This is a genomic window from Variovorax sp. LjRoot130, from assembly GCF_964253755.1.
In the GTDB taxonomy this organism is placed as follows: Bacteria; Pseudomonadota; Gammaproteobacteria; order Burkholderiales; family Burkholderiaceae_C; genus Variovorax.
Map to the genome: position 1 here is coordinate 660,828 of NZ_CAXURM020000002.1, position 23,563 is coordinate 684,390.

Consider the following 23,563-nt stretch of genomic DNA (forward strand, 5'->3'; position numbering starts at 1 on the left):
ACGGAGGTGTCAACCAGTATCAAGCTGCGGTCTCGTCGCGCCTACGCGGTGCCGCCTTCAAGTTGGGCTGCGTTCCGCCCAGCCGCGCAAGACGCCTGGCACTCTCACGTTCGATGAGGGCCTTCAACCCTTCGCGCACCATCGCCGTACGGTCCAGGGCACCGGTCAGCTTGGCGGCTTTCGCACTTTGCAGCAGTTCCGTCATGACGACGCTCTGTGCGTCGGCTCAGCGGAGTTCACGGGGGTGTCAGACGAAACGGCCTACAGCGCGGAAGGCGCCGAGGAAAGAAGCCAAATGCAGGATACGTGCATTTCTTCACAGTTGCTCCCCTTACCTGGAGGGCTCGCGCTTTAAGATGAAGTGACAAACAGGTTGTTACCATGAGACACAAAAAGATTCATCTGCTGGCTTTGGCCCTGGCCGCCTTCGTAGTGGGATTTTCGCCGGCGGCACAGGCACAGGCACAGGCACAGGCACAGGCACAGGCACAGACCCAGCCGCTCGTGATCGGGCAAACCTACGTGCAGACCGGCCCCCTGGCGTCTTTGTCGACCGAGCCCCTGGTCGGCATCCGTGCCATGTTCACGACGCTGAATGCGAATGGCGGCATCAACGGCCGGCCGGTCGAGCTGCGCCAGCTCGACGACGCCTACGACCCCGCCAAGGGCTCCCAGAACGTCAAGACCTTGGTCAGAGATGGCGCCGTCGGCATCCTCATGCCCATTGGCACATCGTCGACGGTCGGCGCCCTGAAGGCGGCCAACGAACTTAGGGTTCCCGTCATCGGCCCTTACACCGGCGCGGGCCCGGTCGCGAAGTTCTCCGAATACGGTTTCCCGGTGCGCATCAGCTTCGACGAGGAATACAGCCGCATCGTGAACCACCTGTTCACGATCGGCATCTCAAGCATCGCCTTCGCGCACAACGACAACCCGGGCGCCCGCTCGGCGCGGGACAGTACGGAAAAGTTCATTGCCGAGCGTGGCGAGAAAATGGCCGGCAGCGTGGCAATCAAGAACGATGGCTCCGACGCCGCCGAGCGCGCGGTGGAGTTGGCCAAGCTCAAGCCCAAGGCGGTGGTGCTGGCGGCGACCAACGAAGTGGCGGCGAAGTTCATCACGGCCTACCGCGCGGCTGGCGGCCAGACGGCCTTCTATTCGTTCTCGTTCCTGAACGGGCAGAAGCTGTATCAGGACATCCAGAAGGACGTGGCCGGCGTGGTCATCTCCCAGGTCGTGCCTTCCCCATGGAACAGCGCGATGCCGGTGATTGCCGAGTACCAGGCGGCCATGAAGAAGATCGGCGCGATCGAGTTCAGCTATGCCAGCCTCGAGGGCTATGTAGCGGCCAAGGTCATGGTCGAGGGGCTGAAGCGGGCCGGACCGAAACCAACGGCGGAGTCGCTGCAAAAGGGCCTCGAGTCGTTCAAGACGCTCGACATCGGCGGCATTGCGGTGTCGTACCGGCCGGGCGAGCACCGCGGCCTGACATTCTCCGAACTGTCGATGCTCAAGGCTGACGGGCGTTACCTTCGCTGAGCCTTTTCGGTTGGAGAGCTGACGCTCATTCAGCCTCCGGCCGGCCGGCAGCACGCTGCCTGCAGCCAGCGAGCCCAACGCTGCGGCCATTCGCTCTTGCTCCCGCAGACGAACATGCAGGCTGTCGGCGATTCTGGGCGCGGGAACGAAAATGTTGATGTCCTTGCTGAGACGATGCTCGTATCGGAACATTTGGACTAATGCTTTTGAATGTTTTCAATGAGCGCCAACCCCATGGGAACAGTGCTTTCCATGGACCTCGAGGAAGGCTCTTCATCATCACCCCGGCAGCCCTTTGCGGTGCACCGCCAGCGACTTCGCGAGCTTCGCCACGTTGCGCCAGACTTGTCGCGGCAGTACGTGTTCATGAGAAGCCGCTTCTTCGTGAGCGTCTTGCCGTCCCACCTTGACGGCAGCGCGGGTCAATCTTCGGGACCGTTGATCTCGTCGATGACCACGCCATCTTCGTAGAACTTGGCGATGGCCTTGTCCAGCCGCTTGAGCAGCGCGTTGAGAGTCTCACCTTTGCGCCTCACGAGCATGGCCAGCGCGTTGTGGCCATCGGCGGCAGTGGCGGCGCACTCGATCGATCCGATCGCACCGACCGTGATCTCGCCGCCATCGTTGATCAGTTCCTCGAGGTTCTTCATGTGGACGTCGGCTCGCTGAGTGCGCGGACGCGCCAGCGGTGCGGCAGCAACTCCTCGATCCGGCTGTTCAGGTGGGTCGGCAGCCTCGCGAGGACGTCGCGCAAGTATTGCCAAGGGTCGTGCCCGTGGAGCTTGGCCGACTGAACCAGGCTCATCACCACGGCCGCGCGCTGGCCGGCGAGTGCGCTTCCGGCAAACAGCCAGTTTTTGCGGCCCATCTGCCAAGGCTTGATCTGCCGCTCCAGGAAGTTGTTGTCCAGCGGGACGTTGCCGTCGTCGAGATGACGGGTGAGCTGTGCCCAGTGGTTGAGGCTGTAGTCGGGTCTATGGGGAGAGGACCTTGCGTGCCAAGCATGCGCAGCATGGTGCCAGAGCGTTCTGCCTCGCACCATTGGCGCAAGCGCTGTCAACCGGCGCGAGCGCGCCGCCGAGCCAGTCACATACGGGTTATGACGTTCATCTCGGGCAATCGTTGCCATGGCAGGCCCAGCACCAGGGCGTCGAACTGCGCCCTTGTGAGTTCCAGCGACACTGGCGCAGCCGCGGTCGCCGACAGCCATACGAAGCGCCCGGCGTTCAATCGCCGCGCAGCGCACCACACGCCGAAGCCGTCGTGCACGATGAGCTTGATGCGCGTGGCGCGCGCGTTGGCGAAGAGGTAGCCGTGATGGGCATGCGCGGCACCAAGTGTCGAGACGACCGCGGCCAGCAGCCGCTCGGCGCCCGCGCGCATGTCCAACGGCTGCGCGCACAGCCATACCTTGTCGATGCGGATCACTTCAGCGCCGCCGCAGCCACCTCGCCCAGCCAGGCCGCGCAGTGCGCCGCCTGCGAGCCGGGCCATTGCACCGTCAAGCGAGTCTCGCCGCATTGCAGTTCTATGTGGATGTCGGCCTCGACGGGCGCGCGGTCGGCGTCAGAGCGATCAACCGCATGAGCGACCTCTGCGCCGGCTGAGGCCAGCTCCACCGGCACGAAGTGCAGCGCTGGCGGCGATGTCGAAGTGGCGGGTGTCGTCGGCTCGACATGCGGTCGCGGCGTGACCGTGCGTGGCGCCGACAAGCCCGTGCGCTTCAGCCCCTTGCCGACGAGCCACTTGCGAACCAGGTTGACGTTGAGCCCGTGCGCGAGCGACACCGCCGCGACCGAGGCACCGGGCTGCTGGCACTCGGCCATGACCGTCGCCTTGAACTCCGGGTCATGCCGGCGCCGAAGCTTCCGTGAATTGGGATTCATAAGGTGCCCACCAAATCAATAGGTGGGCACCATCCTCACGGCCCCGTCACCGAGCAGCAAGATGGGATCGCCAGACGCTCACGCTTCTTCGACTGCCATCACGATGATCGGCAATGGCGCTTCATCCAACAGGTGAGTCAGGTGTGCCATGAAGGGTTCGGCAACATCGCCGCTCGCCAGTGCGTGCCTAGAGTTTCAGGCGCCAGTTCGCTGGAATAGCTGACGCTGGCCGTTTCGGCCGCCATCCAAAGGCCGCGCTTCTTCTCACTCGCAGCTGTTGTCGGCCCGGATACGTCCAGCCCAATACCGAAAGCACTTGGGCGACTCGCTGGAAGCCCAGGTCGCTCAACGTCCCATTCTCCAGCCCGACAAGCGTCTGGCGCGACAGACCACTCAGTTGGTTTCCGAGCAACAAAGGTGTGGGCAAGACATGACTTTCGGCAACTGTCGAGAGCGTGGTGCGATGCCTGTATGTGACCTTCGTTCAGTGCTGCAAGTTGGCGCCGAGTCTGGACTACCAGTGCACCTTCATGCCCACCGAGCCTTGCACCGAGGACTTCACCCGGGCCTCGCCGCCGATGGCGAAGACGCGCCCCACCTCGCCGTAGAGGCTGCTGGCCGGTGTCACGGCCAGCGTGAAGCCGCCCGCCACTTCGCCCGAGCTGTAGCCGACGCCGCTGGCGATGCGCGTCGTGGCCGCCGGGCCGATGAACTCGGCCACGTCCGCGCCGCCGCTCGCGCGGTACAGGTTCGCGCGCGCATAGGGCTGCAGCCGCCCGGCGCCGGTGGCGATGTCGCCCTGGATGCGCACGCCCAGGCGGCCGATCCAGCCGCCGTCGGCGTCCTGCCGCACGTTCGCGCCGCTGATCAGCACATCGTCGAAGCGGCTGCGCTGGTAGATCAGCTGCGCCTGCGGTTCGATGCGCCAGTTGCGGCCAAGGGGAAGGACTTGCCGGCTTCGATCGAGGCCGTGAGGCTCTCGGCCTTGCCCGAGGCGTTCGGGTTGCCGTCGGGGCGCACGGTGGTGCGGTGGCGACCGGCCTGCAGCACGGCATCGGCGTACAGGCCGCTCGCGTCCATCCAGGTGGCGTAGCCGCCGAGGTAGCCGGCCCGCTTCCGTCACGAACCCCGCCCTGAGCGAGTGCGCGGAAAACTTTCCCTCCACCCCCGCCGTCAGGCGCGCCGGATCCAGCTGTTGAGGTCAGTTACTGGAAGCGCCCCCTGAATTTGGCCACTCCCTCGCCCGTGTCGATGGTCCCCGCGGCCCTTGTTCAGGCTGCAAAGACTTCTTGCAGCGTCGCCAATGTCGCCGCCAGTGTCTTCGCTGATACCGCGCCAAGTTTTTTGGCCAAGCGAGCTTTGTCGACCGTGCGCACCTGATCCAGCAGGATCAAACCCTTGGTGCCGCCGTGCGTCAGCGCTACCCGAAACGGCGCTGCGAACCCCTTGGAGGTCATCGGCGCCACAATCACGGTGCGCAGATGGTCGTTCAGCTCAGCCGGGGACACTACCACGCAAGGGCGGGATTTCTTGATCTCGCTACCGACCGTGGGGTCCAGGTTCACAAGCCAGATCTCCCCACGCCTCACCAAGCCAACTCCGCATCGGCTTCGTTGCTGAATTCACCCATGACCAACTCGTCGCCGCCGTTGGCGGCCAGCGCCATAGCGGCCTCGGCCCAGCCGGCTCGCGCCGGACGCGCCGCTTTGCGCAAGACGATGGCCCCCTTCTCGACGGTCATCTCAGCAGCTTCCTCATCGCCCAGTCCCGCCTGCGCCAGAAGTGGCTTGGGAAGGACAACGCCCTTGCTGTTTCCGAATGGTCGAATGGTGACTTGCATTGGCTTACTCCAGTGACAACAATGTTATTCCGTGCATCGCTACCCGTCAAGCGGGTTGTTATTATTTTGTGGTAACGCCTTGTCCTGTGCCTCCGCTGTCCTCGGTGGTCATGCGCGTCTTGCGCAGAGGCTCGATCGCGAAGCTCTGGCGCACTGTCGCGCATCGGCAAGACCCGCGCGAGCGGACATCTGCGGCTCTTGCTGGCGCAGACGCAGCCGAAGATCACCACTTGTGCTGTGCGGCAGCGGCAGCGACGGGATTCCCAGAGTCTGAGGCTTGTCGGCCTGCGACGCCCTGAGCGACCGCGGCGGCACGTGAACTCCGTCGATCGGCACGGCCATGGCTTGCGGCGTCGATGAAGCCGAGCGCGGATACCAGGAACGCCTCACTCCTCATCGAGCATCCGGCTGGTCCTGCTGTTGAGTGAGCTTTCAGAGCGGAAATAGCCCATCACGGTCGCGACGCTGTGATGCCCGGTCATGGCCATCGTCTCGGCAGCGACATGTTCTGTGGGCCGGCTTCCGTCACGAACCCGGCCCTCAGCGAGTGCGCGCTAAAACTTCCCGCCACCCCGCCACCCGGCCACCCGGCCATGGCATATCGCTCCTTCACGATGTCGCGCAGGGCCGCTGGCGCGAGTAGCTCCCCTAGATGCGCCCCCTTGCGAATGCGGCGGAGGAGGGCGCCTTCCTTGATGCCGCTCTCGGCGAGACGTAGCTCAGCATTCCCCGTCGTGACGACGGCATGTTCACGCAGCGACCTCGCGAGTGCGGGGTGAGATCGTCGGGCGCGCCGGTGCTCGGCGCAAGACCTGCTCCCACAGGGCGACGGCGAGAAGGGTGTGCTTGCACTGGGAGCCACATGGCAATCACTGCGTCGACGGTTAGCGAGCAATGTCATCGCGCGCGTCTCACCGCAGTTCATCGGCTACCGCCGCTCGCGGCGAAGGCCTCGGCGAGCTGGCGGCCGTCGGCGTAGTCCGGCCCGCGCTCGTCGACCAGCGTGACAACGCGTCGGTGACGGAGGGGTAGATCTGGCCGCCCGCGCTGCGCCGCTCGTCGAGCACTATGACACTGGCGGCGCATTTCGAGACGAAGGCAGTCCTGGGCTTCGAACCCGTGGCCGCCAGTCGTACCTAGTCGAAACTACGGCGGATCGCGCGAGCTCAGTGCAGTGCTGGCCGATGCATGACGCCAAAACGCATGGCAAGGGCGCCAAGGCTTTTGTCGAGCGTCCAGAGTTTGGCGGGCCGCATGAGCATCGTGGATGCGAGCAATGAGAGATCCACCAGACCACAACCGAGCCCATAGAGACGTTCTCGTTCGATCAAATCCCTGACCTCGGTGAGAGTCGCCTGCTGAACTTTCTCCATAAGGTCCAGATCGCCCAACGTTCGCAGTCGCGGTTCCGGCGGGGTCCCGCATGCTAGCTCTGCAACGATCATCGGATGCGTCAGAACCAGATCTGCCTGCAATAGCGCGATCAGAGCGTTGTTCCGGTGGCGAAAGTGACTCACCCACACGGAGGTGTCGACAAGAACGGGCCCCATCAGGAGTGCGTTGCTGGGCGGCGAGGGCGCCGGCGAGGAACACTTCGCATGTCAGGTGCAGCCGAACCCAGCGCGGCGAGGCGCTTAGCAGCCCGGACGCGAACAAAGGTTTCTATGGCCTCGCGAAACAGCTCGGCTTTATCCATCCCGGGATCTGCCACATCCAGGGCTTTTGCGTACAGCGCATCGTCGATTGTCACAGTCGTTCGCATGTCAGCCGCCTGAAATGATGCAATTGTGCATCAATCTGGATGCGAGTGGGTAGGCTACCGGAGCTTCTCGGCTACAGAATGCGGTAGAACGTCTTCACGGTTCATCCAGCATCCGGCTGACCTTGCTGCCGAGCGCGCTTTCGGCGCGGAAGTAGCCCATCACGGTCGCGACGCTGTGATGACCGGTCATGGCCATCGTCTCGGGCAGCGACATGTTCTGCCGGCCGGCTTCCGTCACGAACCCGGCCCTGAGCGAGTGCGCAGAGAACTTCCCTTCAACCCCCGCCATCGCACATCGCTCCTTGACGATGTCGCGCACCGCCGCCGGCGCGAGTGGCTCGCCTAGATGCCCCCCTTGCGAATGCGGCGAAAGAGGGGGCCTTGCTGGATGCCTCTTTCCGTTAGCACGGCGAGCCACTCCTGCATGGCCTGCGCTGCACTGCCCCCCAGGGGCTTGACATCCTCCGGGCGCTCGGCGCCGGCCTGGTTGGTCTTGGAGTGCGCGAGCGTGTGGAGATAGGAGCGGGCGCCATCCCCGCCAACGCGCTGAAGGTTCTCGAGCGTGGCCGAGGCGACCTCGGAGCGCCGTCGCCCGCCGGTGGCCCATGCGAACAGGAGGAGGGCGCGATCGCGTCTTCCGTGCAGGGTGTCGTCGCAGGTTGCCAGCACCGCTTGCAGCGGATCCTTGGTGAGCGCGCGCTGCTTGCGCGGGCGCGCGCCGCGCTTGGCGTAGGCGCGGCGCGTCTGGGCCAGGAGCTCGCGCACGAGCGGGTCGGCGCAAGGATTCGCCGCCTTGGCCAGCTGGTGCGCCTTGGACAGCACCGCGATGCGGTGCACGAGCGTGTTGAGCGCGGGCGCGCCGAGCCGCGCCTTGTAGCCGTTGGCCACCAGCGCCTGGTCGATGTCCGGCGGCAGCTCGCTCACCAGGCCGGCCTTGGAAGCCGCATCCGCCTTGCGCGCGGCGTGATCGACGATGAACTGGATGGCGACCGGCACCCGCAACTGGCATTCGCAGCGCCTGGCCATACGTAGAAAAAAGCAAATGTGGATCTTCCGCACTTGATGTGACGACGGATAAGCGGGACCGGTTACTCAACCCTTTGGTTGCGGAGCCAGCTCGAAGTCTTCCGACTCGCTCCTTCGGCGAGCGCCCATGCCTTGAACCAACTGGTCGAGCATCTGCACGCCGGACTTCCATTGCTCGACAATGCCGTCGCAGACCGCCTGATGGGCCGGATAGGCTCGGCCGTAGACGGTCAGCTCAGCTGCCGCCTCTTCCAGGCCGCTGGCGATCCGGATGGCGATATCGCGAAGGCCGGGCGTGGTCATGCCACCTCGTTCCTGGGCGAACCGCACGAAGGTCTTGTCGGCCACATCGAGCTTCTTGCCGGCGATCGAGATCGAGGGGATGTCGTTCCTGTACTGCGGATAGACCTTCGTCGTCACCATATCAAACATCGGCGCCAAGCGGACATCCGCGATGCTGGAATACAGGAGTCCGAAGTTCTTCAGGTGCGCGTCGGTGTTTCGCGCCGCCATCGAGAATAGCTGCGCGGCGATCATTCCCTCCTTCGCCTTCAAGCGCTCGGGTCCAACCGTGAAGGCGTCAATGGCCTTGAAGACCCGCTCCATCGTGCCGCTGTACTTTCTCTCTGGCGGAAGTGCGAGCAGTGCACAAAAGTCCTCGAACCCGAGTGAGTTGCCGCTGGTGTCATAGTCGAAGCGCTTGACGCCGAACACAGTGCCCTCCTCGGAGAGCGTGAACTCCGGTGTATGGAGGCCGGCGAGTGAAGCCGCGCGCATCGTGAAGTACTCGTTGACGGCGAGCGAAGGAAGTGAGTTGTCTCCGACCTTCAGGATCCACTGGGTATCGTGAATCGTTGCGCGCTCCTGCACCAGCACCTTCGGAAGCGCACCGGAGACACCAAAGCCAATGAACTCGTCCAATAGCTCCGCAAAGAGGACCCCTGCCTGGCTGTCGGCCATCATCGCCCTGACGTCTACTCGAAGTGGCTTGTTCCAGTCGCGTGCGAAGCCCGAAGGGACGATCTGCTGGCGGCCGATCGTGTTGGCGCCCGTAAGCGCCAGCAGTACGAAATCATCGGTGGCCAGGACTTTTCCGAAACGCTGCGTGATCGTTCGACGCAAGAACCCCTCTGGTAGGTTCTGCTGGAACACCGGAATCAGCGTGGACGCCGCCGCATAGCTCTGCAACCTGACGGGCATCAGCAACGAGACGAAGTCGGCTTCGCCGGTCTCGGGAAGGTAGGCGAACACGCTACCTTGGGCCCCTTCGCGCTCCAGGGTGCCTGCTCTGTGGGGTGCCACATGGACGTCAAGCCGTTTCGCGTTCGCTTCGATCTTCGAGAGGAGGTCGTTCATGGCCGCGGGCCCCTTCCTTCGCTCTGGAAGTCCCTATCGGCCTCTTTCATGGCTTCATCAAGGGTCATGCCGAACCCGGCGGACCGCACGAGGACCTGCATGCCAACATACTCAGCGACCCGGAGCAGGCGACGAACTCCGATGTCATCGAGGTCACCACGTTCCAGGCGAGAGATCGTGGCGATGCTCATCCCCAGGTCATCCGCCACTTTCTGCAGGGTGAGGCCCCGTTGCTTTCGAGCGGCGCGGAGCGCTTGGCCAATCTCCGTCAGGTTCATTTTTATCCGTTGGAATAAATGATCTGTGAGTTTACGCGATTTTTATCACTTACGATAAAAAGTGGCTCCGCCGTGCAGAACCTCATCGAGAACGAAGTTCATGGCGCAGGGTTTGGGCAACAGGTATCGCCTCACACCGGCCGGGTGCCTGCCGACTCTCGAACAAAGCGGCCACACGCTGCTCAGTTACCTGCTCAAGCAGTAATTCTCAGCCACGGACCTGATCGAGGCCATCAGGCAGATCGCGCGTTCGAGGAGATAGCTGTAAGACGTCACGAGTCTCAGCGGAGAGGCTCCGCACGGGGCACGTGGGAGGTGGGGCGTTCCAATCGCCCGGGAACATGAGATCGGCACGGTCGACCTCGGAAGGGTAGCGGACAATACATCTTGTCTGGTGTATCGCAAACGCGATACAATCTTGGCATGAAGACCGCAACGATCCCATCCGTACGCGTGGAACCTGAGTTTCGCGATGAAGTCGAACGCGTGCTCGGTAAGGACGAGTCGTTGTCGCAGTTTGTCGAAGCGGCTGTGCGCGCTTCGGTGCGTCAGCGAAAGGATCAAGCCGAGTTCGTAGCGCGCGGAGTGAGTTCGCTCACAAGTGCAAGAAGGAGTGGCGAATACTTCGACGCAGGCGAAGTGATGCGTCGCCTTCGGGCGAAGCTGGATTCTGCAAGATCTCGGCAAGATTCGCGTGCTCGGTGACCTACGGCGTTCGATTTACGCGGGAGGCGCTAGACGACCTCGAGCGCCTGTACGACTTTGTGCTCGAGCGGGAGCTCAGCCGGGGCGGGGACCTGGCGCTCGCCGAACGAGCACTGGAGGCAATTGAGAATGGCATCGCTACACTGAGCTTTTCGCCCTTCACTTGCCGCAAAGCAGGAGCGGATCCGTTCATTCGTGAGCTCGTAATTCCGTTTGGGGAAAGCGGCTACGTTGCGCTGTTCGAAATCGAGTCCAGCGATTCGATCGCGATCGCTGCGGTCAGGCATCAGCGCGAGGACGACTACAACTGAATCCAAGACACATAGCTCAGGGAGTTGCTGGGACCGCTTGTCTGCGGCTGCGCGACCGATCCAACGGCAGCAGCGCTGGTAGAAGCGAAGGAGTTGCCGTTAGAGCAGCTGCCACGATCAGCGCGCTGCCGGGAGAGAGGATGTCTTACGAGTTGCCGGCGACCGATGGGGCGGCTGTCGACAGCGGCCGCCAGATGGTCGCTGCTGTAGACCCAAACTTGGACGCTGCGCAAGTGATGAATCTGTGCGGCGCGATCCTTCTAGCAATCAACGCTGAGTCGCTCAGCCGGTCGAGCCGGAGGGCCAAGTCGAAGCCTTCTGCGACGATGTCGACTATCCGATCGTCGTAAGCGTGGCCTCAAGGCCCTCTGGCGAGGTCGCGCGAGCGTGAGCCTGGCTATCGATAGCTCGCGAGCTCGTGCTTGGCGATCGCGTTGCGGTGCACTTCGTCTGGACCGTCGGCCATGCGCAGATGGCGGGCGTAGGCCCAGAAGTTCACCAGCAGCGTGTCCTGGCTCAGACCCATGGCGCCGAAGGCCTGCATCGCGTCGTCAATCACCTGGATGCAGTTGTTGGGCGCGATCACCTTGATCATCGCGATCTCCTGGGCTGCCACCTTGTTGCCCACCGTGTCCATGCGCCAGGCCGCATGCAGCACCATCCAACGGGTCTGGTCGATCAGCATCCGACTCTTCGCGATGCGTTCGCGCCACACGCCCTGTTCGGCCAGGGGCTTGCCGAAGGCCACGCGCGACACCACGCGCTCGCACATCATCTGCAGCGCCGACTCGGCCATGCCGATCATGCGCATGCAGTGGTGTATGCGCCCCGGGCCGAGGCGGCCCTGCGCGATCTCGAATCCGCGGCCCTCACCCAGCAGGATGTTGCCCATCGGCACGCACACGTTCTCGAACAGCACCTCCGGGTGGCCGAAGGGCGCGTCATAGTGATTGACCAGGGCCATGTCGCGCAGCACCGTGATGCCGGGCGTGTCGGCGGGCACGATGATCATCGACTGCTGGCGATGGCGATCGGCGTTGTCAGGGTTGGTCTTGCCCATCAGGATGAACAGCTTGCAGCGCTCGTTCATGGCGCCCGTGATGTACCACTTGCGCCCGTTGATGACGTATTCATCGCCCTCGCGCCGGATGCTGCAGGCGATGTTGGTGGCGTCGGAAGATGCCACTGCGGGTTCGGTCATCGCGAAGGCAGAGCGGATCTGGCCATCAAGCAGCGGCTGCAGCCAGCGAGCCTTCTGCTCGGCCGAGCCGTAGCGCTCGATCACCTCGGTGTTGCCCGTATCCGGCGCGCCGCAGTTGAACGCCTCAGCGCTCCAGTAGCGCCGGCCCATGATCTCGCATAGCGGCGCGTATTCCAAATTCGTCAGCCCGGCGCCGTGCGCGGTTTCGGGCAGGAACAGGTTCCACAGGCCGGCTGCCCGGGCCTTTGCCTTGAGTTCTTCCAGCAGCGGCAGCCCGGTGTAGAAGCCTCTGCTCTTCTGTGCGTTCAGGTAGGACTGATGCGCTTCCTCGGCATGGCGCTGCTCGTTCGGGTAGATGTGCGCGTCCATGAAGGCGAGCAGGCGGGTGCGCAGATCCTGGACCTTGGGCGTGTAGGCGAACTCCATGCGGATGTCTTTCGGGTTAGGGGTGGTGGGTCAGGAGAGAAGGCCGAGGGTGATAGCCATCAGCGCCGGTTGAGGCTTGCGTTCCCGTGCCTTCGTCAATGGCGTCGATGCGCGATTGCGTCAGCTCACACCACGACGAGGTGCCGATCGATTGGCCGACGTATTGTTGTAAGTCGTCTCGGTTCAGCACGGGCGTGGTGTGCAGTCGAATGGAAGAGCGCTCCATGTTGCCCGGCCCGGGCCCGCCAGGCTGTCTCCTGCATGACGCGCGCGCGTCCTAGTCAAGAAGAATTGCCCTTTGCATAGCGGATGCCATAAAGGCGAACTATGCTTCAGCTCGTAGCCGGGGAGAACGCTTTCAGCCTCGAGCATGGATGCCGAACTCTTGGTCTCGGGCAGCGCATGTTCTGTCGGCCGGCCCCTTGCATGGCACACACCTCGCTCGGGGAACACACGGCCAAACCCTTCGCAGGACCGCAGGTCGTGGTTCGGCCAATCAAGGAGGCGTTCGCTTCGCGACTCGGAATCATCTTTCCGGAGGCGGGGGCGCGCTTGTCACTCGCAAACGCCTTTGCGAACGACCTCCGGGAAGAGATCCGGCTTTCCGAGCGATCCTGATGTATCGGTGCTTCTCTCTCACCGACCCGAATATTTAACGTAAGCGAGGCCTCAAGGCCCTCTGGCGAGATCACGCGGGCGTGAGCAGGATCGCCTGATCGTGCTCACACTTGGATGTGTGCATTTAACCGGTACGTGCACACATGGACAAGCGAGTCACTTCGGGCAAGGACACCCGGCGCAGGCATAGCGAAGAGCTCAAGCAGGAATTGGTCGAGCGCAGCCTGGAACCTGGCGCATCGGTCGCCGCCATCGCGCAGGAGCATGGCATCAACGCGAACCTCCTGTTCAACTGGCGCCGGCTGCGCCTGCGCGCCGAAGCTCCAGCGGTTGAAGGTGCAGCGCCTCCAACGCTATTGCCGGTGACGGTGCAGATGGACCCCGCGGCCAAGACCAACAAGCCCATCACGCCGCGCCCATCAAGCGGCGTGATCGAGATCGACGTTGGTGCCACACGCGTGCGACTGCGAGGTGCAGTCGATGAAGCTAGCGTGCGCTGCGTGCTGCGCCTGCTGGGTGCCATTGCGTGATCGGCCTTCCTTCGAACACGCGCGTGTGGATCGTGGCCGGCCACACCGACATGAGGAAGGGCTTCGACGGCTTGGCCGCCATGGTGCAGACGGCACTCGCGGCGAATCCGTTCTGCGGCCACGTCTTCGTCTTCCGCGGCAAGCGCGGCGACATCCTGAAGGTGCTGTGGTTCGATGGCCAGGGCCTGATGCTCCTGGCCAAGCGGCTCGAGCGCGGCCGATTCGTCTGGCCCCAGGCCACGTCCGGTAGCGTCTCGCTCACGCCGGCGCAACTCTCGATGCTGCTCGAAGGCATCGACTGGCGCATGCCGGTGCGTACGCATGAGCCATTGCTGGCAGCGTGATCAACTGCACCACCACTGTATGAAGAATCCTCCGGTGTAGCACTGATGTTCGTCGTCCCGCGGGCCAGGCACAGTAGAGGACGTGACGACGCCGATCAACGACTCCACCACGCCCCACACCGTCGAAGGTTTGCTGCGAGTGGTCGAGGAGCGAGACGCCGAAGTGGTGCTTCTCAAGCTCATGGTCGACAAGCTCAAGCTGCAGTTGCTGCGCAGCCTTCGGGCGCGGTTCGGATCGTCCAGCGAGCAGCTCGATGACCCTCAAATCGCTCTTCTGGAAGGCGAACCACTGTATGAACGTCCGGCGCCGATAGCTGTGGCTGCGCCCGATGCTGCGAACGCACCGCAGATCGATCGCAAACTCCCCGCCCACCTGCCGCGCGAGAGCCAGGTGTACCGGCCAGAAACGAGCACCGATCACCATGACGCAAACGGCCAGGCTTGCGGCTGTACCGCCTGTGGTGGTCGTCTTCGCCTGATCGGGCATGACGTCTCCGAGCAACTGGAGTACGTGCCCTCGCGCTTCAAGGTGATCCGCCATGTGCGCCCGAAGCTCGCCTGCGTGGCGTGCGAAGCAATCTTCCAGGCGCCCGCCCCGAGCCGACCGATCGCCCGCGGCGTGGCCGGCCCTGGGCTGCTCGCCAATGTGCTGGTGTCCAAGTTCTGCGATCACATCCCACTTCACCGCCTGAGCCGCATCTACGGGCGCGACGGCGTCGTCATCGACCGCTCGACCATGGCGGGCTGGGTGGGCCAGAGCGAGAAGCTGTTTGACCCGCTGCTGGCCGCGCTCGGACGCTACGTGCTGGCCGGCGAGAAGGTGCATGCCGATGACACGCCGGTGGCCGTGCTCGATCCGGGCCGCGGCCGCACCAAGACCGGCAGGCTGTGGGTCTACGTGCGCGACGACCGGCCGGCCGGAAACACCGAACCTCCTGCGGCCTGGTATCGCTACTCGCCGAACCGCAAGGGCGAGCATCCGCAGGCACACCTGGCGAACTACAGCGGCATCTTGCAGGCCGATGCCTATGGTGGCTACGGGAAGATCTACGCGAGCGGGCACGTCCTCGAAGCATCTTGTTGGGCGCACGCGCGTCGACCGTTCTGGGATCTGCACGAGAGCCAGGGCTTCGTGCCCGGCTCGATTGCCGAGCAGGCGCTGCAGCGCATTGCGGCGCTGTACGCGATCGAAGCCCAGATCCGGGGTCAGCCGCCCGATGTGAGACGCCAGGTGCGGCAAGCCCGCGCCGGACCGTTGCTGGAAGACTTGCGTGCCTGGCTCACCAGCATGCTTAGCAAGGTGTCGACGAAGTCGGAACTGGCCAAGGCGATCGGCTACTCGCTGACACGCTGGAAATCGCTCACCCGTTACCGTGACGATGGCCGCATCGAGATCGACAACAACGCTGCCGAGCGCGCATTGCGTGGTGTGGCAATCACGGGGTCATTCTGCCCATGTCGGGCAAGAAGTCGAGGTCTTCTACCGCTGGCATCCGCTGTACGGGCGCCGAGTGCGACGGCAATACAGCGAGCAACGGGCCAACGGTGAAGTAGTTCACGTCGAGGCCTCGCCGGGGATCGTCATCGTTGTCGCAGCGTGGATGCTCAACGCGGCGTCCTGCGCCGCGATGGAATTGGGGCCACCAAGAGCGTCGCTGGAGGCACTGGGCGAGTTGCATCTGCTGTTGTGTCAGCGCGGAGTTCGACGAAGCTGCGGTGTTTACACCACCACCAGCGAGAAGCCACATGACTCTGTCACCGCACACGAAGTCGACGATCTCAAGTGCGTCGCGCCCTGCGACGCCGCGCCAGATGAACATGGCGTTCGAGTCAGCAGTAACCCAGGACCTGACCGCGAACGAGCGGGCCAGCGTGGTCGCGCAGTTGGCCACCCTGCTTCTGCAAGCCGCCGGCCGGCCCACGGAGGATGACGATGACGAACTCTGAACTGTTGCCTGCCACCGTGCTGCGGCGCAAGGCCGTCGTCTACGTACGCCAGTCCACCCAGACGCAGGTCCAGACGAACCTGGAGAGTCAACGCCGGCAATACGATCTCGTGCAGGAGGCGCGCCGTCGCGGCTTCGCGCAGATCGAAGTCATCGATGACGACCTCGGACGCTCCGCCAGCGGTATGGTTGCTCGCCCGGGGTTCGACCGTCTCGTCGCTTGGCTGTGTGCCGGCGAAGTCGGCGCCGTGTTGTGCTTCGACGCGTCACGGCTGGCCCGCAACGGCCGCGACTGGCATCACCTGCTTGAACTGTGCGGCCTGGTGGAGGCGCGGGTCATCGACCTGGATGGCGTGTACGACCCGTGTCGGCCCAACGATCGCCTGCTGCTGGGGATGAAGGGCAGCATCAGCGAGTTCGAACTCGGCGTCCTGCGGGCGCGCATGTTCGAGGCAGCTCGCGCCAAGGCCCATCGCGGTGAACTGCGCATCAGCGTTCCGGTGGGGTACATCTGGCATCGTGAAGTCGGTCTGGGCTTCGATCCCGATGCCCGTCTGCAGGAGGCGGTCCACTTGATCTTCGAGCGCTTTCGCAAGCTGGGCAGCGCCAGGCAGGTGCTGCTCTCGCTGGCCGCCGACGGCGTTCATTTCCCACGACCATCGGATGGCAAGAAGATGGTGAGCTTCGACTGGACGCCGATCCGCTACCGCAACGTGATCTCGGTGCTCAAGAATCCCTTCTATGCCGGCGTCTACGTCTATGGCAAGAGCGAGAAGCGGACGACCCTCGTCGAGGGGCGTCTGCGCAAGAGCTATGGCCATGGCAAGCCGGCGGATACGTGGGATGTGGTGATCAAGGATCACCACGAGGCCTACATTGGCTGGGCAGAGTTCGAGCGCAATCAGAAGCTGTTGGCGATCAACGCATACGGTAGAGTGGACGGCGTGAAGTCGGGTCGCGGTGGTCGGGCGTTGCTGTCCGGGATGCTGTGTTGTGGACGATGCGGTCGACGCCTCACGGTGAACTATGTGGGCGGCGGTATTCGTCAGGCGGTGTACCGGTGCGATCGCCCCAATAACTATCTGGGGCAGCCACGATGCTTCACCTTTGGAGGCCGGCGGCCCGATGAGGCGATCACACGCGAATTGCTGCGCGCCGTCGAGCCACTGGCGATCGAAGCGGCAATGCAGGCCCAACGGAGGCACATGGAAGTTCAGGCCGAACAGCGGCGCATCGTGGAATTGGATCTGCAGCAGGCGCGATATGAAGCGTCTCTCGCTGAGCGGCGCTACGCGGCGTGCGATCCCGACCATCGCTTGATCGCCTCTCAGCTCGAGAAGGGCTGGGAAGCTGCATTGGAGCGCGTGCGCCGCTGCGAACAGCGCGTTGCAGCCTTCGATCAGGAGCAGGATGCCGCGCCGGCCCCAAACCTGGACGGTCTTGCCGAGGATCTCCAGGCGGCATGGAATGCCCCGGGAGTGACGATGCGGTCGCGCCAGAAATTGCTGCGCACGCTCGTCAAGGACATCATTGCCGACGTCGACGACGCAACGCGCGAAGTGGTGCTCACGGTTCACTGGCGCGGCGGGCAGCACTCTCAAATCCGCGTGATCAAGCCGCGCACCGGCGAGCATGGCTGCCGCACACCTGAAGACGCCTTGGCCGTCATACGCAGCATGGCTGGCAAGTGGTCCGATGAGCACATCGCCGCATCGCTCAACCGCATGGGCCTGCCTACCGGACAGGGCAAGACTTGGACTGCGCACCGAGTCTCCTCAACGCGCAGGGTGCACGATATTCGGGCCTATCGTTCGGCACACAAGGACAGCGATTGGTTGACCATGTCGGAGGCGGCAGCCACGCTCGGCGTCAACAACCATCGCATTCGACGCCTGATCAAGGATGGGCTGCTACCAGCCGAGCAGGTCGTGCCCCGCGCGCCGTACCAGATTCGGGCCAGCGACCTGCTCGATCCTAAGGTGACCGATGCCGTGGGGCGAACAGATCGCCCGTGTCACGCCGACGGCGAGAAGCAGATTTCAATGTTTTCAAGCACTTAACGAAGAGGGGCACTATGAGCAGGTCATTGCCCTTGGAAGATCCAACTATCTCTTCATGGGTTCGGACGCCGGAGGCGAGCGCGCCGCGGCGATCTACAGTCTGGTGGAGACGGCCAAGCTGAACGGGCTCGATCCGCAGGCGTACCTGCGCGATGTGCTCGCACGCATTGCCGACCATCCGATCAACCGCATCGACGAGTTGCTGCCGTGGAACATCGGCGGCCACCACGTTGGGCAACGACTGGCAGCCTGACCCACACTCGACCAGGCTGCGCAACGAAGGAAGACGCAGTGAACCTGCAAGGCACCGACCCGAAGCTGATCGATGCGCTCAACCGCGCGAGTAGCCTGGAGCTGTTCCAGCTGAGCACCATCATCGAACGCCTGCTGGCCGATCCGCGACGGATCATCGCCGTGCGCACGAACATGAACCTGGGGCAAACCGTGCGCTTCCTCGACTGGCGCGACGGCCAGATGCGCAACGGCAAGGTCGTGGCGATGAAGGACACGCAGGTCACGTTGCACGAGGAAGGCACGCGGCGCGAGTGGAAGCTGCCTTATGCGGCCGTCGAGCCTCCGCTTGCGACCGCGCAGCCGGCGGCGGCAGCAGCACCGTCGCCACCACCACCGCTCAAAGCTTCACGCAATGACTTCCGCGGTGGCGAGAAGGTCTCGTTCGACGACAAGTACCTCCAACCCCAAGTGGGCACCGTGGTTCGCATCAACCAGCGAACGGCCACCGTCGACACCGGCAACGGCCAATCGTGGCGCGTGCCGTTCCACATGCTGCGCCACGTGCTCGACATCTGAGCGCCAGGTCCCCTACACGGCTGCCGCCGTCAAGAGGGTCTTGAGCCCGCGCTTACTATTTAACTGCGCGCGGCGCATCTGTTCGCGTCGAAGCGACGCAAGCAGACAACACACGGCGGACTCAAATGGAGATGTCCCGCTCTTTCTTCAGTTGCCAAGTAGCTGATGACCCACGCACAATCGCAGACACCTGCTGCCCCAAACGCTGTTCCACGACAGGCCTCCACGGCCACCAAGCTAAGCCTATTCCGTCATCCAGCATTGCGAAGCGGCCACTGGCGAGCTGAACTGAGCTGCGGTAGATGCCGTTTGCGCGGTTGTTGTCCTTCACCGGGCGGTAGGTGTGCGCGGTCTGGTCCTGGAGGCCTGGAGGGCTTTACCGGCTGCTTCCTGATCCCTCTCGTGCAGGCTTGCCAGCAGATGGCGTGCGAGGACCATGCGTCGGGGTAACCGCATCTTTTGCGAAATTGACACGGTGGCGGGAGATCTTCCCTTTGAATTCAATACGTTACGCGGAGCGCCCGGCGACGTCCGGACGCGGTCCGTAAGTACTTGTCGCATTTGGAGTTTTCTTGGGGCGACCGTATCAATTTTTATCAAAGATACGATTATCCCGGGATGGAGCGGGCACCCTAATTTCACGCTTGACGTCGGGCCGCAGGCGCTCAGAATGCTGCATTGCAACATGACCGCTTCGACCTTGTCTGGCAGCCTTCTTTTCGCCCTCGAGGATCTCGCGGCGGAGGTGTTGCATGCGCGCCGCGACCTCGATCTGGCGCAGCTTGCGACGCTGTGCTATTGCGAAATGCGTCCATGGGCTCGTTGTGCGGACGAGCGGCGCCTGGCAGAGCTGTCGTGGGCCTTGTGCATACAGCGCCCGCCGCTGGACAAGGCTGCGTTTCTGGGCCAGATCGACTTGTTGATCGAGGAACTCGAACACACCTGCGAACGCGCGGGCCTCCCGGATGCCGCGGATTCGCTGCGCCACGCGCGAATGCGATGAGAAAGGGACAACCGCGGAGCAAAGCTGCCGCCGGCGTGCCCGGGGCGCCGTGAAGGTACGGGAGCGCCTCGGCGCACCGGAGTCGAGAAGCGATGCCGGCGATGGCCAGCGCCCCCGCACCGCTTGCGTGCAGCGGGAAGTGCGATTTGCGTCGAGCATGGCCAGAAGGTGTGCAGGACCTCGTCGCCGTGCGGCGCGGTCGCGAGGGCAATCTTGGAGGCGCCGGCGCACAACAAGGGGTTCATGAGCGGCCGCCCGCCCGGTGGCGAGCGGGATCGCCGAGCACACCGGATCTGGCCCGACGAGATCGTTGCTCCCCGCCCGCCTCAGGCGATCAGCCGCGCGAGCATGGCTCGCAGGTCAGGATGCCGTGGCGGACGGAGGCCGAACTCCGTTTGCAGCGGGCCGGTGATTTCATAGACCTCGGTGAGCTGCCGTCGTTCGCTGCCGCCGCCCGTGTGGTGATCGGCGGGGCTCACGTGCCTATGCCTATGCCATGCCTATGTCGTTCTCTATCGGCATGTTGCCGATGTCGACACGGTCTTCGTTCTTGCACGGCGAAGCCAGCGCGAAGAAGGGGTCAAGCGGAAGAGCTGAGATTGTCGCGCCATGTATTGCACCTACCAGGTAGTGCGGACCTCGCGCGTGTTTCAACATCGGTTTGCCTTCGCCGACCAATCGGCTGACTTTGCTGCCCAGCGCGCTTTCGGCCCGGAAGTAACCCATCACCGTGGCGGACTGGACCGATGCCCCCGCACCGGGAGAGGAGCGCTTGCGCCAACTGGGATTGGGCAGGCTCGCTGCATCGTCGAAGCCAATTGAATTGTGGATCACTCCGCACCCGGCGTCCTCATGGCGAAGACGGCCGATCGCGCAAGCGCTCAGTGCAGTGCTGGCCGATGCATGACGCCAAAACGCATGGCAAGGGCGCCAAGGCTTTTGTCGAGCGTCCAGAGTTTGGCGGGCCGCATGAGCATCGTGGATGCGAGCAATGAGAGATCCACCAGACCACAACCGAGCCCATAGAGACGTTCTCGTTCGATCAAATCCCTGACCTCGGTGAGAGTCGCCTGCTGAACTTTCTCCATAAGGTCCAGATCGCCCAACGTTCGCAGTCGCGGTTCCGGCGGGGTCCCGCATGCTAGCTCTGCAACGATCATCGGATGCGTCAGAACCAGATCTGCCTGCAATTGTTGTGGATCTAAGATCCTACGAATGGCGCTCAAGGATCGTGCGAATGACTAGACGCCGTAAGTTATTGAATTTGAAGTGATTTCTTGCTTATGCGAGGCGTTCTGACTTGTTGCCGTCAGCCAACAGGCATTGCCCCAGCGGCTCCCGGTTGTTGCAAATGTCCGTGTTTGGCTCAAAGATCACGCCAATGTGCAATCTCTCCTGTGAGTGAATGCGTCGGATGGCAGCACATCCAGAACCAGCGCAGCGCGAAGTTCAAATTGCCAAGGTGTTTCGCGCGCTCGGCGACGGTCCGCTCAGCCTGAGCCAGGCGAAGGCGGCTGCGAAGCTGCTAGGTGTTTCCTGGTCGACGGTTTATCGCCTGCGCAAGCGCTTCCTGGCCGACCCGGTCGCATCGTCCCTGCGGCCGCAGGCGCCAGGGCCTTCAACGGGCGCTCGGACGCTGGCGCCCAGTGCCGAGCGCATTGTTGACGCCGTGTTGACCCAATGGCTGCCGCGACAGCGCCAGCTTGCCCATCCGATGCGAGACGTGACCATGGAGGTGCGCAGGAACTGCAAGCGAGCCGGAATCAAACCGGTCTCGCGCGCCACAGTTGCGCGCCGCTGGGAGGCGCTGCGCGCACAGCAAGCGCTCGCTCTGGCCAACGAACCCGGCGCTGCCATACCACCAGGCCACCTGATCGCCACCAAGCCGCTGGAGCTCGTTCAGATCGACCATACCCAGGCAGATCTTTTCGTCGTCGACGAGGCGACCCGCCGTGCCATCGGACGCCCATGGCTATCGGTGGCCATCGATGTGGCCAGCCGAGCCGTGGTCGGCATCTATCTCGCGATGGAACGGCCCAACGCCGCCACCGTGGCTTTGTTGCTGACCCGGGTCGCGCTTCCCAAGGCGGCTTGGCTGGCGTCGCTCGGCTTGGCTGACGTGGAGTGGCCGATGAGCGGTGTGCCACAGACGCTGCACCTGGACAACGCCGCGGAGTTCAAGAGCCGCGCTCTGCGAAGCGGCTGTCGTGAGTACGGCATCGAGTTGACTTACCGCCCTGTGCGCCGTCCGCAGTTCGGGGGACATATCGAGCGATTGAACCGCACATTGATGGACCGGTTGCGTGGCCTGCCAGGGGCTACTGTTTCAATCGAGGCAAGGCGGACGAAGAGGGTGCGTCCGCCCGAGCAAACGGCGCAGCTGACGCTGCGCGAGTTCGAGCAATGGCTCGCACTCGAGATCGCCCAGCGGTATCACCACAGTGAGCATCGGGGACTGATGGGCGCGACGCCCGCGAGCGCATGGCAGGCCCTGGCCGCCGCGCACGCTCTTCGGGCACTACCCAGCGATCCGTCCAAGCAGCTGCGCTTTCTCGTCCAGTTCCTGCCGATGGCGACGCGCACCATCCAGCATGACGGTTTGACGATCTTCTATCTGCGCTACTGGCATCCGATCTTTGCGGCTTGGCGCGAGACACGCAGCAAGGTGAGCGTGCGCTACCACCCCGAGGATCTGTCTCGACTATTCGTCAGCGCCGACGGCAAGTCTTATGTCGAAGCTCGGTTCGCCGATCTGAGGCGACCGCGCATTTCCCTCTGGGAGCAACGCATGGCGCGCAAAGCGTTAAGGGCGTCTGGCTCTCCCGACATCAGCGAAGCGCTGATCTTCAAGACGATCGAGCGACAGCGCCGGATCGTGGCGAGCGCCTCTTCTCAAACCAGGCGGATGAGCGCTGTCACCGCCTCTACCCGTCGCTCTCGGCTTCGCGACACACCCTGGCCCGAAACTGCCCCAGCCACAGGTGAGCCCAAGCCGGAGGTCGACTACAGCCAGGTGCCGGAGGAGTCGTATGTCGAAGTCTGGTGACAGCACTGCTGCCCACCTCGCGCCTGGCGTGCGGGAGATGCTGCTCCTGGACGATGAGGCACGCATCCAGTCAATGCAGCGTGATCGCTGGATCGACTACGCTCGCGCCAGCGCGGTGCTCCATCTGCTGGGCCGTCTCCTGGCCACGCCGGAGCGCGACCGGATGCCGTGCCTGCTTTTGCACGGCGAGTCGAACATCGGCAAGACGCAGATCGTACGCAAGTTCATCCGTGACCATCCGCCGAGCTTTGACGATCGGCGCGGCGTTGAGAAGCGTCAGGTCATCAGCATGCAGATGCCGCCGGTTCCGGACCAGCACCGCTTCTACAGCGCGCTTCTCTTCGAGATCGGCGCGCCCCACAACCCAAAAGCTGGCGTGTCCGTTCTGGAGGGCTTGACCCGTGCTCTGTTGCGTGCCATGAAGCCGCGCATGCTGGTCGTAGACGAAGTGCACCACCTGCTCGCTGGCAACTATCGCGAGCAACGCGCCTCGATGAACCTTCTCAAGTACCTCGCCAATGACCTGCAGATGAGCGTGGTTCTTGTCGGGACCGCTGATGCTGTCGTGGCCTTGCAAACGGATCCACAGATGAGCAGCCGGTTCTCGCCGGTGGAGTTGCCCCGCTGGAGCGAGAGCGAAGACTTCCGGCGCTTCCTGCACGCATTCGAGAAGCTATTGCCTTTGAGGCGCCCTTCGTCCCTCGCGCAGCGGGATCTGGTGCGGTTCGTGCTCGCCACCACCGGCGGACTGACCGGTGCAGTCGCGCAACTTCTGACGCTGGCCGCCGAGATCGCTATACGCGACGGCAGCGAGCGCATCGGCCTCGCGCATTTGGAAGAGGTCGCGCAGTTGGCGGCCTGAAAGCACTCCGGTAC

The 23,563-nt window shown here is 63.7% G+C and carries 26 protein-coding genes and 6 pseudogenes; 13 read left to right on the top strand and 19 right to left on the bottom strand.

What is annotated here, in order from left to right:
- Positions 1–19 precede the first annotated feature (19 nt).
- On the bottom strand, positions 20–205 hold the full coding sequence (locus tag ACSQ86_RS32900; RefSeq protein WP_436307000.1) for a type II toxin-antitoxin system VapB family antitoxin: 186 nt from the start codon (positions 203–205) through the stop codon (positions 20–22).
- 176 nt (positions 206–381) lie between these two features.
- On the opposite strand from ACSQ86_RS32900, the gene ACSQ86_RS32905 reads away from it, so the two are divergent.
- Entirely contained in the window at positions 382–1,539 is a 1,158-nt protein-coding gene (locus ACSQ86_RS32905) for an ABC transporter substrate-binding protein (RefSeq protein ID WP_436310522.1), read from the top strand.
- A gap of 422 nt (positions 1,540–1,961) precedes the next feature.
- Here ACSQ86_RS32905 and ACSQ86_RS32910 read toward each other — a convergent pair whose 3' ends face one another.
- The 13 genes and pseudogenes from ACSQ86_RS32910 to ACSQ86_RS32970 form a co-directional block, all read right to left on the bottom strand.
- Positions 1,962–2,189, bottom strand: coding sequence for a hypothetical protein (locus ACSQ86_RS32910; RefSeq protein ID WP_436306998.1), 228 nt, complete (start codon positions 2,187–2,189; stop codon positions 1,962–1,964).
- Positions 2,186–2,668 (bottom strand): IS66 family transposase, encoded by a 483-nt coding sequence (locus ACSQ86_RS32915; RefSeq protein ID WP_436306997.1) that lies wholly within the window; start codon positions 2,666–2,668, stop codon positions 2,186–2,188. The genes ACSQ86_RS32910 and ACSQ86_RS32915 overlap by 4 nt, the downstream gene beginning before the upstream one ends.
- A complete protein-coding gene (gene tnpB, locus ACSQ86_RS32920; RefSeq protein WP_436306996.1) occupies positions 2,626–2,967 on the bottom strand; it encodes an IS66 family insertion sequence element accessory protein TnpB in 342 nt (113 codons plus the stop codon). Before tnpB (ACSQ86_RS32920) ends, ACSQ86_RS32915 begins: the two co-directional genes overlap by 43 nt.
- Positions 2,964–3,425: an IS66-like element accessory protein TnpA gene (tnpA, locus tag ACSQ86_RS32925; RefSeq protein WP_436306995.1), complete on the bottom strand. Its 462-nt coding sequence runs from the start codon at positions 3,423–3,425 to the stop codon at positions 2,964–2,966. The genes tnpB (ACSQ86_RS32920) and tnpA (ACSQ86_RS32925) overlap by 4 nt, the downstream gene beginning before the upstream one ends.
- A 514-nt stretch (positions 3,426–3,939) precedes the next feature.
- Positions 3,940–4,505 (bottom strand): annotated as a pseudogene (locus tag ACSQ86_RS32930) (autotransporter domain-containing protein).
- A 191-nt stretch (positions 4,506–4,696) separates the two neighbouring features.
- A complete protein-coding gene (locus tag ACSQ86_RS32935) occupies positions 4,697–5,017 on the bottom strand; it encodes a type II toxin-antitoxin system PemK/MazF family toxin (protein ID WP_093110425.1) in 321 nt (106 codons plus the stop codon).
- Positions 5,011–5,265, bottom strand: a complete 255-nt coding sequence (locus ACSQ86_RS32940) for an AbrB/MazE/SpoVT family DNA-binding domain-containing protein (RefSeq protein ID WP_093110424.1) — start codon at positions 5,263–5,265, stop codon at positions 5,011–5,013. The genes ACSQ86_RS32935 and ACSQ86_RS32940 overlap by 7 nt, the downstream gene beginning before the upstream one ends.
- A gap of 386 nt (positions 5,266–5,651) precedes the next feature.
- Positions 5,652–5,998, bottom strand: a pseudogene (locus ACSQ86_RS32945) (integrase); the annotation flags it as partial.
- A 433-nt stretch (positions 5,999–6,431) separates the two neighbouring features.
- Complete coding sequence (locus tag ACSQ86_RS32950) at positions 6,432–6,815, bottom strand: type II toxin-antitoxin system VapC family toxin (RefSeq protein ID WP_436306993.1); 384 nt, start codon at positions 6,813–6,815, stop codon at positions 6,432–6,434.
- Positions 6,815–7,027 carry a type II toxin-antitoxin system VapB family antitoxin gene (locus ACSQ86_RS32955; RefSeq protein WP_436306992.1) on the bottom strand — a complete coding sequence of 71 codons (213 nt, stop codon included), beginning with the start codon at positions 7,025–7,027 and terminating at the stop codon, positions 6,815–6,817. The genes ACSQ86_RS32950 and ACSQ86_RS32955 overlap by 1 nt, the downstream gene beginning before the upstream one ends.
- Before the next feature lie 94 nt (positions 7,028–7,121).
- Positions 7,122–8,053, bottom strand: a pseudogene (locus tag ACSQ86_RS32960) (site-specific integrase).
- A gap of 66 nt (positions 8,054–8,119) precedes the next feature.
- Entirely contained in the window at positions 8,120–9,409 is a 1,290-nt protein-coding gene (locus ACSQ86_RS32965; RefSeq protein WP_436306991.1) for a type II toxin-antitoxin system HipA family toxin, read from the bottom strand.
- Positions 9,406–9,687 (bottom strand): helix-turn-helix domain-containing protein, encoded by a 282-nt coding sequence (locus tag ACSQ86_RS32970; protein WP_436306990.1) that lies wholly within the window; start codon positions 9,685–9,687, stop codon positions 9,406–9,408. Before ACSQ86_RS32970 ends, ACSQ86_RS32965 begins: the two co-directional genes overlap by 4 nt.
- Positions 9,688–10,110: 423 nt before the next feature.
- On the opposite strand from ACSQ86_RS32970, the gene ACSQ86_RS32975 reads away from it, so the two are divergent.
- Together ACSQ86_RS32975 and ACSQ86_RS32980 are read left to right on the top strand one after the other, a co-directional pair.
- Positions 10,111–10,392 carry a YlcI/YnfO family protein gene (locus tag ACSQ86_RS32975; protein WP_436306989.1) on the top strand — a complete coding sequence of 94 codons (282 nt, stop codon included), beginning with the start codon at positions 10,111–10,113 and terminating at the stop codon, positions 10,390–10,392.
- Complete coding sequence (locus ACSQ86_RS32980; RefSeq protein ID WP_436306988.1) at positions 10,389–10,703, top strand: type II toxin-antitoxin system RelE/ParE family toxin; 315 nt, start codon at positions 10,389–10,391, stop codon at positions 10,701–10,703. Before ACSQ86_RS32975 ends, ACSQ86_RS32980 begins: the two co-directional genes overlap by 4 nt.
- Positions 10,704–11,100: 397 nt before the next feature.
- On the opposite strand, the gene ACSQ86_RS32985 is transcribed toward ACSQ86_RS32980, so the two are convergent.
- Entirely contained in the window at positions 11,101–12,330 is a 1,230-nt protein-coding gene (locus ACSQ86_RS32985; RefSeq protein WP_436306987.1) for an acyl-CoA dehydrogenase family protein, read from the bottom strand.
- A 761-nt stretch (positions 12,331–13,091) separates the two neighbouring features.
- Here ACSQ86_RS32985 and tnpA (ACSQ86_RS32990) point away from each other — a divergent pair.
- The 7 genes and pseudogenes from tnpA (ACSQ86_RS32990) (at position 13,092) to ACSQ86_RS33020 (ending at position 18,638) form a co-directional block, all read left to right on the top strand.
- Complete coding sequence (gene tnpA / locus ACSQ86_RS32990; protein ID WP_436306986.1) at positions 13,092–13,478, top strand: IS66-like element accessory protein TnpA; 387 nt, start codon at positions 13,092–13,094, stop codon at positions 13,476–13,478.
- Entirely contained in the window at positions 13,475–13,822 is a 348-nt protein-coding gene (gene tnpB / locus ACSQ86_RS32995; RefSeq protein WP_012745822.1) for an IS66 family insertion sequence element accessory protein TnpB, read from the top strand. The genes tnpA (ACSQ86_RS32990) and tnpB (ACSQ86_RS32995) overlap by 4 nt, the downstream gene beginning before the upstream one ends.
- An 82-nt stretch (positions 13,823–13,904) precedes the next feature.
- Positions 13,905–15,260 (top strand): annotated as a pseudogene (tnpC, locus tag ACSQ86_RS33000) (IS66 family transposase); the annotation flags it as partial.
- Between the two features lie 308 nt (positions 15,261–15,568).
- A complete protein-coding gene (locus ACSQ86_RS33005; protein ID WP_436306985.1) occupies positions 15,569–15,769 on the top strand; it encodes a hypothetical protein in 201 nt (66 codons plus the stop codon).
- Complete coding sequence (locus ACSQ86_RS33010; RefSeq protein WP_436306984.1) at positions 15,756–17,828, top strand: recombinase family protein; 2,073 nt, start codon at positions 15,756–15,758, stop codon at positions 17,826–17,828. The genes ACSQ86_RS33005 and ACSQ86_RS33010 overlap by 14 nt, the downstream gene beginning before the upstream one ends.
- Before the next feature lie 25 nt (positions 17,829–17,853).
- Positions 17,854–18,081, top strand: a pseudogene (locus tag ACSQ86_RS33015) (transposase domain-containing protein); the annotation flags it as partial.
- 38 nt (positions 18,082–18,119) lie between these two features.
- Positions 18,120–18,638: a hypothetical protein gene (locus tag ACSQ86_RS33020; protein ID WP_436306983.1), complete on the top strand. Its 519-nt coding sequence runs from the start codon at positions 18,120–18,122 to the stop codon at positions 18,636–18,638.
- Positions 18,639–18,759: 121 nt separating this feature from the next.
- Here the strand turns inward: ACSQ86_RS33020 and ACSQ86_RS33025 are convergent.
- Positions 18,760–18,990, bottom strand: a pseudogene (locus tag ACSQ86_RS33025) (DUF3363 domain-containing protein); the annotation flags it as partial.
- Positions 18,991–19,323: 333 nt separating this feature from the next.
- Here ACSQ86_RS33025 and ACSQ86_RS33030 point away from each other — a divergent pair.
- Positions 19,324–19,641 carry a hypothetical protein gene (locus ACSQ86_RS33030; protein ID WP_436306982.1) on the top strand — a complete coding sequence of 106 codons (318 nt, stop codon included), beginning with the start codon at positions 19,324–19,326 and terminating at the stop codon, positions 19,639–19,641.
- Between the two features lie 326 nt (positions 19,642–19,967).
- On the opposite strand, the gene ACSQ86_RS33035 is transcribed toward ACSQ86_RS33030, so the two are convergent.
- From ACSQ86_RS33035 to ACSQ86_RS33045, 3 genes are read right to left on the bottom strand one after another with little or no spacing between them, the layout of a single operon-like run.
- Positions 19,968–20,120, bottom strand: a complete 153-nt coding sequence (locus tag ACSQ86_RS33035) for a hypothetical protein (protein WP_436306981.1) — start codon at positions 20,118–20,120, stop codon at positions 19,968–19,970.
- 10 nt (positions 20,121–20,130) lie between these two features.
- Complete coding sequence (locus ACSQ86_RS33040) at positions 20,131–20,475, bottom strand: hypothetical protein (protein ID WP_436306980.1); 345 nt, start codon at positions 20,473–20,475, stop codon at positions 20,131–20,133.
- A 47-nt stretch (positions 20,476–20,522) separates the two neighbouring features.
- Positions 20,523–20,867, bottom strand: a complete 345-nt coding sequence (locus tag ACSQ86_RS33045) for a VapC toxin family PIN domain ribonuclease (protein WP_436306979.1) — start codon at positions 20,865–20,867, stop codon at positions 20,523–20,525.
- A 188-nt stretch (positions 20,868–21,055) separates the two neighbouring features.
- Between ACSQ86_RS33045 and ACSQ86_RS33050 the strand changes: the two genes are divergently transcribed.
- Both ACSQ86_RS33050 and ACSQ86_RS33055 read left to right on the top strand, forming a co-directional pair.
- Positions 21,056–22,687: a Mu transposase C-terminal domain-containing protein gene (locus ACSQ86_RS33050; RefSeq protein ID WP_436306978.1), complete on the top strand. Its 1,632-nt coding sequence runs from the start codon at positions 21,056–21,058 to the stop codon at positions 22,685–22,687.
- Positions 22,688–22,724: 37 nt separating this feature from the next.
- Positions 22,725–23,549 carry a TniB family NTP-binding protein gene (locus tag ACSQ86_RS33055; RefSeq protein ID WP_436310523.1) on the top strand — a complete coding sequence of 275 codons (825 nt, stop codon included), beginning with the start codon at positions 22,725–22,727 and terminating at the stop codon, positions 23,547–23,549.
- Positions 23,550–23,563: the final 14 nt, after the last annotated feature.